The organism is Pseudoalteromonas sp. Of7M-16, assembly GCF_022347805.1.
Lineage (GTDB): Bacteria > Pseudomonadota > Gammaproteobacteria > Enterobacterales > Alteromonadaceae > Pseudoalteromonas > Pseudoalteromonas luteoviolacea_F.
The window spans coordinates 261,158-275,399 of record NZ_JAKRFY010000003.1 but is presented as its reverse complement, the minus strand read 5'-3'; the positions used below and the strand labels follow the sequence as shown (position 1 = coordinate 275,399).

At 42.9% G+C, this 14,242-nt stretch carries 18 protein-coding genes; 15 read left to right on the top strand and 3 right to left on the bottom strand.

Annotated elements, in window-relative coordinates; genetic code table 11:
- From mlaE to murA, 6 genes are read left to right on the top strand one after another with little or no spacing between them, the layout of a single operon-like run.
- Positions 1 to 777: a lipid asymmetry maintenance ABC transporter permease subunit MlaE gene (gene mlaE, locus MHN81_RS04955; RefSeq protein ID WP_023397235.1), complete on the top strand. Its 777-nt coding sequence runs from the start codon at positions 1 to 3 to the stop codon at positions 775 to 777.
- A 12-nt stretch (positions 778 to 789) separates the two neighbouring features.
- Positions 790 to 1,335: an outer membrane lipid asymmetry maintenance protein MlaD gene (gene mlaD / locus MHN81_RS04950; protein ID WP_023397234.1), complete on the top strand. Its 546-nt coding sequence runs from the start codon at positions 790 to 792 to the stop codon at positions 1,333 to 1,335.
- A 6-nt stretch (positions 1,336 to 1,341) separates the two neighbouring features.
- Positions 1,342 to 2,025 (top strand): ABC transporter substrate-binding protein, encoded by a 684-nt coding sequence (locus MHN81_RS04945; RefSeq protein WP_023397233.1) that lies wholly within the window; start codon positions 1,342 to 1,344, stop codon positions 2,023 to 2,025.
- Positions 2,018 to 2,311: an STAS domain-containing protein gene (locus MHN81_RS04940; RefSeq protein WP_036974894.1), complete on the top strand. Its 294-nt coding sequence runs from the start codon at positions 2,018 to 2,020 to the stop codon at positions 2,309 to 2,311. The genes MHN81_RS04945 and MHN81_RS04940 overlap by 8 nt, the downstream gene beginning before the upstream one ends.
- A gap of 5 nt (positions 2,312 to 2,316) precedes the next feature.
- Positions 2,317 to 2,574 (top strand): BolA family protein, encoded by a 258-nt coding sequence (locus MHN81_RS04935; protein ID WP_023397231.1) that lies wholly within the window; start codon positions 2,317 to 2,319, stop codon positions 2,572 to 2,574.
- Between the two features lie 12 nt (positions 2,575 to 2,586).
- Positions 2,587 to 3,852, top strand: a complete 1,266-nt coding sequence (gene murA, locus MHN81_RS04930) for a UDP-N-acetylglucosamine 1-carboxyvinyltransferase (protein ID WP_023397230.1) — start codon at positions 2,587 to 2,589, stop codon at positions 3,850 to 3,852.
- Positions 3,853 to 3,939: 87 nt separating this feature from the next.
- Here murA and MHN81_RS04925 read toward each other — a convergent pair whose 3' ends face one another.
- From MHN81_RS04925 to MHN81_RS04915, 3 genes are all read right to left on the bottom strand, one after another.
- Complete coding sequence (locus MHN81_RS04925) at positions 3,940 to 5,013, bottom strand: trypsin-like peptidase domain-containing protein (RefSeq protein WP_023397229.1); 1,074 nt, start codon at positions 5,011 to 5,013, stop codon at positions 3,940 to 3,942.
- A gap of 103 nt (positions 5,014 to 5,116) precedes the next feature.
- The gene (locus tag MHN81_RS04920) at positions 5,117 to 6,469 is read right to left on the bottom strand and encodes a DegQ family serine endoprotease (protein ID WP_023397228.1); all 1,353 of its coding nucleotides are present in this window, start codon (positions 6,467 to 6,469) and stop codon (positions 5,117 to 5,119) included.
- A gap of 175 nt (positions 6,470 to 6,644) precedes the next feature.
- Positions 6,645 to 7,100: a DUF1043 family protein gene (locus MHN81_RS04915; protein ID WP_023397227.1), complete on the bottom strand. Its 456-nt coding sequence runs from the start codon at positions 7,098 to 7,100 to the stop codon at positions 6,645 to 6,647.
- 138 nt (positions 7,101 to 7,238) lie between these two features.
- Here MHN81_RS04915 and zapE point away from each other — a divergent pair, with 138 nt between their 5' ends.
- The 9 genes from zapE (at position 7,239) to MHN81_RS04870 (ending at position 14,211) form a co-directional block, all read left to right on the top strand.
- Complete coding sequence (gene zapE / locus MHN81_RS04910; protein ID WP_036974892.1) at positions 7,239 to 8,327, top strand: cell division protein ZapE; 1,089 nt, start codon at positions 7,239 to 7,241, stop codon at positions 8,325 to 8,327.
- A gap of 222 nt (positions 8,328 to 8,549) precedes the next feature.
- Entirely contained in the window at positions 8,550 to 8,978 is a 429-nt protein-coding gene (rplM, locus tag MHN81_RS04905; protein WP_023397225.1) for a 50S ribosomal protein L13, read from the top strand.
- A gap of 8 nt (positions 8,979 to 8,986) precedes the next feature.
- Entirely contained in the window at positions 8,987 to 9,379 is a 393-nt protein-coding gene (gene rpsI / locus MHN81_RS04900) for a 30S ribosomal protein S9 (protein WP_145925054.1), read from the top strand.
- 254 nt (positions 9,380 to 9,633) lie between these two features.
- Positions 9,634 to 9,939 carry a hypothetical protein gene (locus tag MHN81_RS04895; protein ID WP_023397223.1) on the top strand — a complete coding sequence of 102 codons (306 nt, stop codon included), beginning with the start codon at positions 9,634 to 9,636 and terminating at the stop codon, positions 9,937 to 9,939.
- Positions 9,940 to 10,381: 442 nt separating this feature from the next.
- A complete protein-coding gene (gene petA, locus MHN81_RS04890) occupies positions 10,382 to 10,972 on the top strand; it encodes a ubiquinol-cytochrome c reductase iron-sulfur subunit (protein ID WP_023397222.1) in 591 nt (196 codons plus the stop codon).
- Between the two features lie 107 nt (positions 10,973 to 11,079).
- Positions 11,080 to 12,303 (top strand): cytochrome b N-terminal domain-containing protein, encoded by a 1,224-nt coding sequence (locus MHN81_RS04885; protein WP_052027326.1) that lies wholly within the window; start codon positions 11,080 to 11,082, stop codon positions 12,301 to 12,303.
- Positions 12,300 to 13,037 carry a cytochrome c1 gene (locus MHN81_RS04880; protein WP_023397220.1) on the top strand — a complete coding sequence of 246 codons (738 nt, stop codon included), beginning with the start codon at positions 12,300 to 12,302 and terminating at the stop codon, positions 13,035 to 13,037. Before MHN81_RS04885 ends, MHN81_RS04880 begins: the two co-directional genes overlap by 4 nt.
- A gap of 98 nt (positions 13,038 to 13,135) precedes the next feature.
- Positions 13,136 to 13,759, top strand: coding sequence for a stringent starvation protein SspA (sspA, locus tag MHN81_RS04875; RefSeq protein WP_023397219.1), 624 nt, complete (start codon positions 13,136 to 13,138; stop codon positions 13,757 to 13,759).
- Positions 13,759 to 14,211, top strand: a complete 453-nt coding sequence (locus MHN81_RS04870) for a ClpXP protease specificity-enhancing factor (protein WP_239425164.1) — start codon at positions 13,759 to 13,761, stop codon at positions 14,209 to 14,211. Before sspA ends, MHN81_RS04870 begins: the two co-directional genes overlap by 1 nt.
- The last annotated feature ends 31 nt before the right edge of the window (positions 14,212 to 14,242 follow it).

Sequence of the window (14,242 nt, the reverse complement as noted above, 5' to 3'; positions counted from 1 at the left end):
GTGGATTTTTTACAAAAGTTAGGACATAAAACGCTCAGCCGCTTTGCATCTATCGGTCGAGCGACACAAATGTTACTAGGGGCTTTGTTGAATGTGCCCAACCTCCGACAAGGAACACCTTTACTGATAAAGCAGCTTTACATGGTTGGTCACCAGTCTCTTTTGATCATCATGGTATCAGGTTTATTTATAGGCATGGTGTTAGCGCTGCAAGGCTATACGGTGTTAGTAGGTTATGGTGCTGAAGACAGCTTGGGGCCATTGGTAGCACTGAGCTTGTTACGAGAGCTTGGCCCTGTTGTGACAGCCTTATTATTTGCCGGTCGTGCAGGCAGTGCTTTAACCGCAGAAATTGGTTTGATGAAAGCAACAGAGCAGCTATCTAGTTTAGAAATGATGGCTGTGGACCCTTTAAAACGCGTTGTAGCACCTCGTTTTTGGGCCGGCTTTATCAGTATGCCTTTATTGGCATTGATATTTTCCGCTGTGGCAATTATTGGCGCGCACTTAGTCGGTGTTGATTGGCTAGGCGTGGACTCTGGAAGCTTTTGGTCAATCATGCAGTCTCAGGTTTCGCTACAACAAGATATAATGAATGGTCTTATAAAAAGTTTTGTATTTGCGTTAATCGTTACGTGGATCGCATTGTATAAAGGCTATGATTGTATCCCTACTTCAGAAGGGATAAGCAAGGCGACAACGGAAACCGTTGTGCATTCTTCACTGGCTGTTTTAGGCTTTGATTTTGTATTAACAGCAGTGATGTTTTCGAGTTAAGGGTTAGGAAAAATGAATACACGGAAAATAGAAATTTTAGTTGGCTTATTTGTAGCCTTAGGTGTCGCTGCGTTTGTTATGCTTGCTATGAAAGTGGCTAATGCTGGGATCAGTGGCAATGGTGAAACATATAGACTGGAAGCCAAGTTTGACAATATCGGCTCGTTAAAAACTCGTGCTCCAATTAAGGTAGGTGGTGTTGTCATTGGTCGTGTTGAGGGCATTCAAATTCATCCTGAAGAGTTTGTCCCAGTTGTGAGTATGAGCATTGATAAAACGTATGAATGTCAGTTCTCTGATACCACTTCTGTATCCATTTTGACCTCGGGTATACTTGGGGAGCAATACTTAGGTATTTCACCTGTTATCGCTTCAGAATCTGCAAAACAAACGTGTTTAGGGAATGAAGTTTCAGCACAGGATGAAGTAGATCTAGACGATCTCTTTGGTGTTGAAAGTCTAGCGCTGAAAGACGGCGATGCGATAACGGATACTAAGTCAGCGCTCGTATTAGAAGAACTGATAGGTCAATTCTTGTTTAATCAAAGCAGCGAGTAAGCAGATATGTCGAAGAATCATTTTTTTGTTGTGAGCATTTTTATTTTCTCGTTGTTGGTATCGTTTGCCAATGCGATGCAGGTTGACTTGAAAGACCCGTATAAAATGGTTCAACAGGTTGCAGAAAATACCTTTCAGCGAGTAGCCAAAGATCAAAATATTATTGCCAAAGATAAAGAGCACTTGAGAGTGATCGTTGAGCAGGAGCTTTTACCTTATATCGACTATAAATATGCGGCCTATAGAGTATTGGGCAGCTATATTCAAAAAGTGCGTACGATTAAAGATAAGGAAGAGAAAAAGCAGGCGGTACAGAACATCAAGGTGTTCATTGAGGTGTTTAAATCGTATTTAGTTGCAACGTATGCGGGCGTATTCACTCAGTACACAGATCAAAAAGTAGAGTTTGAAACACCACGTGCTATAGGCGACGCGAATGTGGCTACTGTAAAAACTAGGATTATTGAAGCGGGTAAACCTGATATCAAAATTGACTTTAAGGTACGTAAAAACAAACAAGGCGAGTGGCGTGCATTTGATATGATGGCAGAAGGGATCAGCCTACTTGATGCGAAACAAAGTGAGTTACATGGTATTTTGCGTCAGCAGGGGATTGAGCATGTGATCACGCTGTTAGAAAAGAAAAGTCAGCTGCCGGTCCAGTTTAGAGGGGACGATGGAAATGCCTAATTTGCACTTCACTAAGGTTGCTGATGATACGGTCGCGGTTAAAGGTGAATTGACTCGTGACACGCTGATAAATGAATCACTTCTTAATCAATTGTTAGAAAATGCGCAGTCAGAGCTGTATTTTGACCTTTGTGAGGTCTCAAGGGTTGACACCGCGGGTTTAGCTTGGTTAATTCACTCTTTAGGAAAATTGAAACAACAAGGCACACGCCTTGAGTTAAAGAATAGACCTGAGCAATTGCAAAATTTAATGGAATTGGGGCAGGTCACAACCTTATTTGAGTGAGTCCAATGGAAACGAATCAAGTCGAAACTGTTTTACAACAATCTTTGACCTTAGACGAAGTAAAAGTAAAAGCGAATGGCAGTCACTATGAAGTGATTGCCGTTGGTGAGTGTTTTGATGGACTAAGACGCGTTAAAAGAGAACAAATGGTATACGCCCCATTGATGGAAGTAATCAAAGATGGGACGATCCATGCAGTAAGCATAAAAGCATTCACACCTACCGAGTGGCAGCGCGAGCAGAAGTTTATTTTGCCACAATAATTAGGAGCCACAATGGATCAATTTGTAATCCAAGGTGGCACCACTTTAAACGGTGAAGTCACTATATCTGGAGCCAAGAATGCGGCTCTACCCATCTTATTTGCTGCATTACTTGCAGATGGCAAAAGTACATTTAGTAACGTACCTCAGCTGCGCGATATTGTTACGACAGAAGCGCTACTGCGAACACTAGGTGCTGAAGTAAATTGGCGTGGAGAATTACTGGAAGTAGATGGGCGCTGTGTTGACAAAGTACTGGCCCCTTATGAGCTTGTAAAGCAGATGCGTGCGTCTGTTTTAGCGCTAGGACCATTGTTAGCGCGTTTTGGCAAAGCACAGGTCTCTTTGCCAGGCGGCTGTGCCATTGGTGCTCGTCCGGTTGATTTACATATCTCAGGCCTTGAAAAGATGGGCGCTCAAATTAGTGTTGAAAATGGTTATATCAATGCTCAAACGCCACAGGGAAAGCGCTTGCAAGGCGCGGAAATTTTCATGGAAACCGTGTCGGTCGGTGCGACAGAAAACCTCCTAATGGCCGCAACTTTGGCTGAGGGGACCACTGTGTTAGAAAACGCAGCTCGTGAGCCTGAGATCATCAATTTAGCACTGTGTCTAACTGCCATGGGTGCCAAAATTCAAGGGGCGGGCTCAAGCCGCATTGAAATACAAGGTGTTGAAAAGTTAGATGGCTGTGAGCATAAAATTCTACCTGATCGCATTGAAACAGGCACATTTTTAGTCGCCGCAGCAATGAGCAAAGGTGAAGTATTGTGTCGCAATACGGATCACGCGAGTCTCGAACCTGTACTTGAAAAGCTACGTCAAGCCAATGCCGCAGTTGAGGTCAATGGCGATAGCATATTTGTCAGTATGAAAAATCGAGATCTTAAAGCGGTAAATATCAAGACCATGCCACATCCTGGTTTCCCAACAGATATGCAAGCGCAATTTACGGCACTCAATGTGGTTGCAAATGGCAGTGCAACGATTACCGAAACGATTTTTGAAAATCGCTTTATGCATGTGCCAGAGCTTCAGCGAATGGGCGCCAATATTCGTCTTGAAGGCAACACTGCAATTTGTGATGAAACCACGCGTTTATCGGGTGCACAAGTGATGGCAACGGATTTGCGTGCTTCAGCTAGCTTGATTTTAACGGGCATTGTCGCACAAGGTGAAACTGTCGTTGACCGCATTTACCATGTTGATAGAGGTTATCAAAAAATAGAAGATAAGCTCAGTCGTCTTGGGGCAAATATTCGCCGTAAGCACAACTAAGATCGCGCGCTAAGTGAAGAAGCTCACCATAGCTGGATGAACCAATTATGGTGTCGCTTCACCGCTCGCTTCTTCTAGATGGAAGCACTAGTAAATCGGGGTTTCAAGCTCGACTACCTCGACCATAAATACGAGGCGCTCTCCATTGCGATTCACTTCAAACTCAAGCTCGGTACCGGGTTCTGTGTTGCCAATGGTACGCAGTGTTTTTTGCGGGTTGGTAATGGCATTTCCCGCAACTTTGGTGACAATGTCTCCATCTTTCATGCCCGCTTGCCAAACAGGACCTAGGGGGTCAAGCTCGCTGATCCGTAGACCCATGATCGGGGTGTAAACATCGGTAATAACCTGCCCCTTGTTATCCACTGCGGTGCCTTTGAAACCCAAATAGCCCCGAATAACGCGGCCGTCTTCAATAATTTTAGTCATAACATCCTTGGCAAGCCGATAGGGTACTGCAAAGGAGATACCTTCAATATCAATGTTGTATCGAGTGGTGAATTGAGCAGATGTAATACCAACTAAAGTACCATTTGAGTTGACCAGAGCGCCGCCTGAGTTACCCACGTTGACCGCAGCATCGGTTTGCAGCAGGCTATTATATTGGCTCTCTGTTAAAGTTTGTTTACCTGTGGCACTAATGATCCCTTGCGTGATGGTTTGTCCAAGGTTGAGCGGGTTGCCGATGGCCAGTACTACGTCCCCAATACGCGGGATTAAATTGTCATTCATTGGAATAACTGGCAGATGATCTTCATTGACTTTGATGACCGCGAGGTCTGTAATGGTGTCGAATCCGATCAGCACACCATAATATTGTCTACCATCGGGCAATAAAACAATGATTTGATCTGCACTATTGATAACGTGATAGTTAGTTAAGATATAGCCATCCGAACTCATGATCACCCCAGAGCCCAATTCTTGGATGCGATTTTGGCGCTTAAATCGAGGTACAGAACTAAAACTTTCTGAAAATATGGTGACAACAGCAGGTGCTGCTCTGCTAACACCATTGGCAAAACTCATTTGCTGAACAGTGTATGGCACGTTTAGATTGGCTGCTTTTTCTCTTAACTCAGGTTTTAACCAGAGGATCAAAAGAGCAATACCGAGCCCTATCAAAGCGGGGGCGAGAATAAATCTAATAAATTGAAGCACGGTTTATTGTTATACGTATTTTATTTTGTGATAAAGCTATCATGACACAAAACAACGCAGCGGCAAGAGCCACTGCGCAATTCTAGCTGTTTTTTGTAACTCTTTACTGAATTAGGTAGAAAACAGAATCTCTTCCTCGTTTAATGCCAAGTACAATGTTGCCTTGAATATCGTCAATCAGACTCTTCATTTCTCTGACAGTAGTTACTCGTTGGCGGTTAACCTGCATTATTACATCGCCTTCTTGCAGTCCGACTCGAGCTGCTGGCGAACGCTCATCAATACTGACAACTACAATACCTTGATTGCCATTGCGCTCATTACTTTCAAGGACCGCACCTCGTAAGCTTGGATGGATCCGGTCAGCCTGAGCTTGTCGTTCATTTTGGCCTTGTAATTTAACATCTAAGGTACGTTTTTTACCATCACGGTAAATGCCGACTTCAATTTCACGGCCTTCTCCAAGGGTGGCGATTTTTCCGCGCAGCTCTTCAATACTTTCTACTTTATCGCCGTCGATACTGGTAATCACATCATTTGCTTTAACTCCAGCTTCAGCGGCTGCTGAATCAGGGGTGACTTCTTGAATATAAACACCTTGTTTGACATCAAACCCTTGGGCTTCAGCAAGACCAGCATTGAGTGTGCGGCCGACAATACCAAGGGAGCCACGTCGGACTTGGCCATACTCGATGATTTGGTCGACTAAGTTTTTCATCATGTTGGACGGGATTGCAAAGCCTATTCCAACATTACCGCCTGAAGCGCCCAGAATTGCGGTGTTAATACCAATTAGCTCACCTTTTAAGTTGACTAATGCGCCGCCTGAATTCCCTTGATTGATTGCTGCATCAGTTTGAATAAAGTCTTCATAACCTTCGATATTCAGGCCACTGCGGCCAAGTGCACTGACGATACCTGATGTCACTGTGTGGCTCAAGCCAAATGGGTTACCGATGGCAACTGAAAAATCACCAACACGGAGTTTATCTGAATCAGCGAGCTTTACTTCTGTAAGATCTTCGTTATCAATCTGAAGCAGTGCAATGTCAGATTCTTTGTCAGCACCAATTAATTTGGCCTTAAATTCGCGGCCATCTTTGAGTGTAACAATGATATTGTCGGCTTCGTCTATCACATGGTTATTGGTGACAACATAGCCTTCTCCGGCATCTATGATCACCCCTGAGCCTAAACCGCTAAAAGGACGTTTTTGTGTTCGTGGAGCTGGGTTGCCGAAGAAGAAATCAAATGGGTCAACACGGCGGCGTACTTCTTTAGCGCCTGAAACTTGGATACTCACGACGCCTGGTGTTACACGCTCTAACATCGGCGCTAGCGTCGGCAGTTGTTGGCCATCGACCGCAACAGGTAGCCTAGCTTCTGCGCTATGTGGAAGCAAAAGTAAGCTGGAAGAGAAAAGCGCTGCGGATAATAAAGTTAATTTTAATTTCATAGTCTGGAAATTCTCCTAAATAACAGCGTTAAACACATCACTTTTACTGCTTATTAAACAGCCGCTTAGAATGCCCTTTAAGCGGTATGATGTGAGTCAGAATTAAAGAGCGGATAATACCCGCTCTGTTATTCGGTGGTTATTTCTAAAGACTATGAGGCTGAAAAAAAGTTCATCAAGAAGTTTTTAATTGCTCGCTTTTTGCGCGATCATCGTTAAATAAACCGCTTTCTCCTTCGGCATAATCAACCGGTTGTTGATGATGAGTTGACTCACTATTACGCCTTTTTTCAGGTCTTGCGCGCAATGATGCTTGAAGTTGTTCAGTGGTCTCTTTAGAGAAAAACGGCTCACTTGAGTGACTGCGTTTTTCTTCAAGTAAAAGCTGGTTGGTGTCTTCTACGTGCTGAAGCAGTTGGCTGTAATTGTCCTGCATTTTGCCAACTAGCTTTTTAGTATTTGCTAAGTGGTCTGCGACGTCCTGCCTATATTGTTCCAAGTTTTGCTCAGCTTGCTGCGCTTGCTGTTCTAATTCTTCATGTTTGAACTGCTTTTTGGTAAAGAGTGAACCTAAGAAAAATGCACTGATCGCCACGATGATCAATAAGCCCAACCATGCAATTGTTGTCATATTTACTCCTGTGTAAGGTGAGTATCACCTAATTACTTTTACTAAAATGCTATCTATCGATAGGTTAAATATACGCTGAGATTGGATGCGTGTTAATATATTGGGCAAATAAAACTGCTCTGTTTAATAAAAAATATGATGACGCCGTGGGAAAAGTATCAACAAGATCTTACAAGAGATGACTTTCAGTACGACAGTGCGCAAGAGAATGCGGTAAAGCATTTGCAGCGTTTATATGACGATTTGATATCTCAACCGCCTGAGCCAAAAGGCTTCTTTGCTAAGCTTTTTGGTAAAAAACAAATGGAGCCCGTAAAAGGACTCTATTTTTGGGGAGGGGTAGGCCGAGGTAAAACGTATTTGGTTGACACATTCTATGAAGCTTTACCCGGTGACAGAAAAATGCGCGTGCATTTTCACCGTTTTATGCATCGTGTTCACGATGAATTAAAAAAGCTCAAAGAGGTAAAAAACCCACTCAACGTTGTTGCCGACATATTTAAGTCAGAGACGGACATCATTTGCTTCGATGAGTTCTTTGTCCAAGATATTACCGATGCGATGTTATTAGGTGGCTTGATGGAGGCGTTGTTTGAACGCGGAATTGTCCTTGTTGCGACGTCCAATATTGTACCTGATGAGCTGTATCGTAACGGTTTGCAGCGAGCGCGATTTTTACCTGCTATAGCACTTGTTAAAGCCAATACAGAAATTGTGAATGTGGATTCTGGTATAGACTATCGATTACGTACATTGGAGTCCGCAGAAATTTTTCATAGTCCGCTTGATGCACAGGCCGATGACAATTTATTTGAGTACTTTGATAAGTTGTCACCAGAACCTGGCGTGTTTGATTCTGAAATCGAAATTGAAGGGCGTATGATTAAAACGCGTAAGGTATCAGATTGCATCGCTATGTTTGATTTTACGCAGTTATGTGAAACGGCTCGTTCGCAGGTGGATTATATGGAGATTAGCCGTTTGTATAACACAGTTATCTTATCGAATGTAAAGCAAATGGGGCAGTCTAATGATGATGCTGCACGGCGTTTTATTGCCTTGGTAGATGAGTTTTACGAGCGCAATGTGACCCTGATCATTTCTTCAGAGGCACCCATTGATGACATTTATACGCAAGGTACATTAAACTTTGAATTCAGGCGTTGTATCAGTCGCTTACAAGAAATGCAATCCCTCGAATACCTGTCACGAGAACACTTAGCTTAATTAAATAACATTTCTAGTGGAAAAATCAGCCACACGCTGGTTTTTCCAAGTTACCCTTGCTATAATCCGCGGCCTGCCACGTTGCGTTCTATAGCCCTCGTCGGCTTAGCCACCGACTTGAGCGGCAAAAAAGTCTTAAACTCGAAGGGGTTGAAGCACCATTAGTAGAGCGGTAGTCCTTTGACTACCAGTGGTTTTAACTGAAAACTTTGGATTTTATAAATGAAAACGTTTGTTGCTAAACCAGAAACTGTAAAACGTGACTGGTACGTAGTTGACGCTGAAGGTAAAACTTTAGGTCGTATTGCTACTGAAATCGCTGCTCGCCTTCGCGGTAAGCACAAGGCTGAGTACACTCCACATGTTGACACTGGTGATTACATCATCGTTATCAACGCTGAGAAAGTTACTGTAACTGGTAACAAAGCACAGCAGAAAATGTACTACGCTCACTCTGGTTACCCAGGTGGTCTTAAGTCTGTTAACTTCGAAAAACTTCAAGCTAAAAAGCCTGAAATGATCATCGAAAAAGCAGTTAAAGGCATGTTACCTCGCGGTCCTCTAGGTCGTGAAATGTTCCGTAAACTTAAAGTTTACGCTGGTAACGAGCACAACCATGCGGCACAACAGCCTCAGGTTCTAGACATTTAAGGAGCACTATCATGGCAAATCAATACTACGGTACAGGTCGTCGTAAAAGTTCAAGTGCTCGCGTATTCTTACGCCCAGGCACTGGCAACATCGTAATTAATCAACGTTCTATCGAAGAATACTTCGGTCGTGAAACTTCTCGCATGGTTGTTCGTCAGCCACTAGAGCTAGTTGAACTAACTGAGAAGTTTGACCTTTACATCACTGTTGCAGGTGGTGGTATGACTGGTCAAGCTGGCGCAATCCGCCACGGTATCACTCGTGCACTTATGGAGTTTGACGAGTCACTACGTCCTACTCTACGTAAAGCTGGCTTCGTTACTCGTGACGCTCGTCGCGTTGAACGTAAGAAAGTTGGTCTTAAGAAAGCACGTAAGAAGACACAGTTCTCAAAACGTTAATTTATTACGTTTCAGAATTTGCAAAAACCCAGCCTTGTGCTGGGTTTTTTGTTTTAAGTACTATTGTGATGTTTAAACTATTGGTACAATTGCGATTAGCCGCTTTTCATTCACCGAGGGGGTGATTGAAACGACAGGTGAACAGCCACAATTTGTTGGGTTCCTTCGATTTGAAAAGTTTCATTGAAGCAAACTACAGGCGAATATTGTGGTTTTATATTTTAAAAACAACAATAAAAATGAAAGGATTAGTCATGAAATACCTTATTAGTATCTTTATTCTCATTTCCACATTTGCAGTTCAAGCAGAGGTGACCTGTAAGGGTAAAATTATTAAACTAGTGAAGTGGACAGATAAGAATCAAGCGGCGATTTATTTAGACAACACAAACACTCGCTGGATCTTATTACCCGACGATCAAACTTCATTATCCATGGCATTGACTGCATATGCATCGGGAAAAGAGGTTGCATTATATTGGCGAGATCGTGATGTAACGAGCTGTTCAGCTGGCTGGGAGCACTATCGTAAATTGAATGGCTATTTTTTAATTCAATAGTGATATTTAAACATAAAAGCAAAGCGGTTTATGCCGCTTTGTATGTCCTCTAAAAATACCTTCCGTACTATTTTAAACTTTCTAAAAAGCCTAAATGTTATTTTTCGGCTGACCAATTTATCGCCATTTCTCTGCTACACTTGCAGGGCAAGTAAATTATATCGCGATATCATCTGATTAATTTTTCATTCATTTGAAAAGAGGTTGATCTTGGTCAGGGAATCATTGCGAAAGACGTCATATCATAACCTGTCGTTTCTAGTCTTGGCTGTTTATTGAAGCGTTTAGCACTTTATATGGTCATCATTAGAATAGTAATAACCTTGTTAAATAAATGGTTTTTACTAATGATCGCGTCTATTTTGAAATATCTTAAAATTAACCTGCTGTAACTGATGTTCTCAATATAGCAAGTGTTGAGGATCATAGTGGAGATAAGTGGATGAGCAATGCGCCTGTTGACAACAGCCGACGCCGTTTTTTAACTATCGCTACCTCTGTCGTAGGTGGTGTTGGTGCGGTTGGAGCTGCTGTTCCTTTTATTGCGTCTTGGAATCCAAGTGAGCGTGCTAAATCTGCAGGGGCTCCTGTAGAAGTGGACATAAGCAAACTTGAGCCTGGACAACTAATTCGTGTTGAGTGGCGAGGGAAACCTGTATGGGTTATTTATCGTACACCAAAAATGCTAGAACAAATGAAACAACACGAAGATCAACTTCGTGACCCCAACTCCAACGAGGCACAACAGTTGGACTCGGCAAAAAACAGCTACCGCTCAAAGCGAGAGGAAATTTTTGTTGCGGTTGGGATCTGTACCCACTTGGGTTGTTCTCCAACGTTTATGAATGGTGGGTTCGGCGAGAAAGTGGAAGGTACGGCTGATGGCTTTTTCTGCCCATGCCATGGTTCTAAATTCGATATGGCTGGACGTGTTTTCCAAAATGTTCCCGCACCATTGAACTTGGAAGTACCACCGTACACCTTCCTTGATGACACCACAATTCTTGTGGGCGAAGAAGAGGAGGTGGCATAATGGCAACTAAATATGAAGAACAAAGCCCGGCTACAGATGCGCCGAGCAAGCAATCTAGCGATGGTGTTGTCAGCTCTGTAGTAGGCTGGATCAACGATCGCATTCCTATGACGCGTGTGTGGAATATGCACATTGCGCAATACCCAGCTCCGAAAAACTTCAATTTTTGGTATTTATTTGGTTCCTTAGCGATTTTGGTTTTGGTTAATCAAATTGTGACAGGAATTTGGTTAACAATGAACTTTGTGCCTTCTGCAGAGGGCGCATTTGCTTCAGTTGAATACATCATGCGAGATGTTGAATACGGTTGGTTGTTGAGGTACCTCCACTCCACTGGTGCTTCTGCATTTTTTGTCGTCGTATACTTGCATATGTTCCGTGGCATGATCTACGGCTCTTATCAGAAGCCAAGAGAATTGTTATGGCTCTTTGGCATGCTGATATTTCTCGCGCTAATGGCTGAAGCCTTCATGGGTTATTTATTGCCTTGGGGTCAGATGTCATTTTGGGGGGCACAGGTAATTATTTCGTTATTTGGTGCGATCCCGTTTGTCGGCGAAGATCTAACTCTTTGGATCCGAGGTGATTATGTTATCTCCGGCGCGACCCTAAACCGTTTCTTTGCATTGCATGTAATTGCCTTACCTTTAGTATTAGTTATTCTTGTGTTCCTACATATTGTAGCGCTACATGAAGTGGGCTCTAACAACCCTGACGGTATTGAGATCAAACGTAAAAAAGGCTCAGTGGCTGAAGAGGACAAGCCTAAGTTTGAATTCCATGAATACTACACGAGTAAAAAAGACATTGTAGATGCCATTCCATTCCATCCTTATTACACTGTAAAGGACGTCTTGGGCGTTGCTGGTTTCCTTATTTTGTTCTGTTGGGTCGTGTTTTTCATGCCTGAAATGAATGGTTTCTTCTTAGAAGCGCCAAACTTTGAAGCGGCAAACCCACTTAAAACACCAGAACATATCTTCCCTGTTTGGTATTTTACGCCTTTCTATGCGATTTTACGTGCTATTCCTGATAAACTATTTGGCGTAGTGGCGATGGGCGCCTCAATTGTTATGCTGGCATTATTGCCATGGCTAGATAGAGGTAAGGTGCGCTCCATTCGTTATCGCAGTATTTGGCATAAGTTAAATATCGCACAGTTTGTAGTGACCTTCTTAATTTTAGGTTGGGCTGGTGCTACACCACAGACGGTATTTTCTACAATCTTGTCGCAAATTTGTACTGTGACGTATTTCATGTTCTTTGTATTGTTATATTTCTATTCAAAGAATGAAGCGACAAAGCCACTACCGACGAGGTTGACGAAATGATGAAAAAGCTATTAATCGGTTTGTTCGCATTGTTGCCAACCTTCGCAATGGCAGCAGGTCCATCAGTTCCGCTTATGGACGCTAATATTGATTTGAGGGACAATGCATCTTTGCAGCGTGGCGCTAAACTATTTATGAATTACTGTTTAGGTTGTCACCAGATGCAATATCAACGTTATGAACGCACCTTTCGTGATATTGGTATCCCTGTTGAAATAGGTAAAGAGACATTAATTTTTGATGACTCTAAAGTAGGTTCGCACATCCTTAACTCAATGTCTCAGGATGATGCTGCCAAATGGTTTGGTGCGGCACCGCCAGATTTAACCTTGATATCTCGAGTTAAATCACCAAATTACATTTATACCTACTTAAAGTCGTTTTATAAAGATGAGTCTCGTCCTTTTGGTGTGAATAATGTTGTATTTCCACTGGTGGGAATGCCTCACGTTCTACAAGAACTACAGGGCTTACCAACGGCAATTACAGAAGATGTCGTTGAAAATGGTGAGACTGTAACCAAAATTGTGGGTGTCGAAACTGACGGCTCCGGTGAGATGAGTGATGATGAATACGATCAAGCAGCAAGGGATCTCACTAACTTTTTAGCGTATGTGGGTGAGCCTTCTCGATTAGAATCAGAAGCAATAGGTATCAAAGTGCTTGGATTCTTGGTAATCTTCTTCATCTTAGCTTTCTTATTGAAGAAAGAGTACTGGAGAGACGTTCATTAATTTGAACACTCAATGGTGATTATAGGTAATAGGGGCATATGCCCCTATTGCTGTTTAAAGTGATTTGATTACTTTGTGATTAATTTATGGAGGTAGGCATGGCCGTAGCTGCCAATAAGCGCCCAGTTATGACTCTTTTTTCTGGTGCAAACTGTATGTATAGCCATCAGGTTCGTATCGTTTTAGCAGAAAAAGGTGTAAGTGTTGATATTCATCTGGCTGAAAAGGATAACTTGCCAGAAGCGCTACACGAAATTAACCCATATGGTACTGTTCCGACGCTGATCGATCGTGAACTTGGCTTGTATCAAGCAAATATCATTATGGAATATTTGGATGAGCGTTTCCCGCATCCACCGTTGATGCCAGTATATCCAGTTATGCGTGGTCGCAGCCGCTTAATGATGCACCGTATCGAAAATGATTGGTACAGCCTTGCTGATAAAATTCTATCAGGAAACGATGCTGATAACGCGCGTAAAGAGTTAACTGAAGCTCTGCTTGCTGTGGCACCTATCTTTGGCGAAGCACCTTACTTTATGAGTGAAGAGTTTAGCTTGGTAGACTGCTTTATGGCACCATTACTATGGCGTTTGCCTCAATTGGGTATTGAACTTAACGGCAGTGGCGCAAGTGAATTGAAAGATTACATGCTTCGTTTATTCGAACGTGAGTCTTTCCAGGCGTCTCTGACTGATATTGAGCGCGAGATCCGCAGCTAATGACATCAAATCGACCTTATTTACTAAGGGCGTTCTATGAGTGGATAGTGGACAATCAGTGCACTCCACATATAGTAGTCAATGCCAACTATCCTCATGTTCAAGTGCCAGTCCAATTTGTACAAGATGGACAAATTGTACTTAACGTGAGCCCTAGCGCGGCAAACAACTTCTCAATGGATAACGACGCACTGAGCTTCAGTGCGCGTTTTTCTGGCCAGCCTATGCAGGTATATGTACCTGTTGAGGCGGTTCTGGCTATCTACGCGAGAGAAAATGGTGAAGGGACTATTTTCTCTGAGGCAAGTATTGAAGAGGAGTACGAAGAACAAGCGTATGACTCTGCTGATGACGTAGAGCAGGAAGTTGAAATACAGTCTGAGGACACTGAAGAGAAACCTTCAGGCACAGACAAGCCTAAAAAAGGCGCGCATTTGCGCGTTATTAAATAGAAAAAAACCTGCAATAGCAGGTTTTTTTATA

Excerpts from the sequence above, each read along its gene's own strand:
- mlaD (WP_023397234.1), top strand. The coding sequence starts at position 790 with ATGAATACACGGAAAATAGAAATTTTAGTTGGCTTATTTGTAGCCTTA.
- MHN81_RS04945 (WP_023397233.1), top strand. The coding sequence starts at position 1,342 with ATGTCGAAGAATCATTTTTTTGTTGTGAGCATTTTTATTTTCTCGTTG.
- MHN81_RS04940 (WP_036974894.1), top strand. The coding sequence starts at position 2,018 with ATGCCTAATTTGCACTTCACTAAGGTTGCTGATGATACGGTCGCGGTT.
- MHN81_RS04935 (WP_023397231.1), top strand. The coding sequence starts at position 2,317 with ATGGAAACGAATCAAGTCGAAACTGTTTTACAACAATCTTTGACCTTA.
- murA (WP_023397230.1), top strand. The coding sequence starts at position 2,587 with ATGGATCAATTTGTAATCCAAGGTGGCACCACTTTAAACGGTGAAGTC.
- MHN81_RS04920 (WP_023397228.1), bottom strand. The coding sequence starts at position 6,469 with ATGAAATTAAAATTAACTTTATTATCCGCAGCGCTTTTCTCTTCCAGC.
- MHN81_RS04915 (WP_023397227.1), bottom strand. The coding sequence starts at position 7,100 with ATGACAACAATTGCATGGTTGGGCTTATTGATCATCGTGGCGATCAGT.
- zapE (WP_036974892.1), top strand. The coding sequence starts at position 7,239 with ATGACGCCGTGGGAAAAGTATCAACAAGATCTTACAAGAGATGACTTT.
- rplM (WP_023397225.1), top strand. The coding sequence starts at position 8,550 with ATGAAAACGTTTGTTGCTAAACCAGAAACTGTAAAACGTGACTGGTAC.
- MHN81_RS04895 (WP_023397223.1), top strand. The coding sequence starts at position 9,634 with ATGAAATACCTTATTAGTATCTTTATTCTCATTTCCACATTTGCAGTT.
- petA (WP_023397222.1), top strand. The coding sequence starts at position 10,382 with ATGAGCAATGCGCCTGTTGACAACAGCCGACGCCGTTTTTTAACTATC.
- MHN81_RS04885 (WP_052027326.1), top strand. The coding sequence starts at position 11,080 with ATGACGCGTGTGTGGAATATGCACATTGCGCAATACCCAGCTCCGAAA.
- MHN81_RS04880 (WP_023397220.1), top strand. The coding sequence starts at position 12,300 with ATGATGAAAAAGCTATTAATCGGTTTGTTCGCATTGTTGCCAACCTTC.
- sspA (WP_023397219.1), top strand. The coding sequence starts at position 13,136 with ATGGCCGTAGCTGCCAATAAGCGCCCAGTTATGACTCTTTTTTCTGGT.
- MHN81_RS04870 (WP_239425164.1), top strand. The coding sequence starts at position 13,759 with ATGACATCAAATCGACCTTATTTACTAAGGGCGTTCTATGAGTGGATA.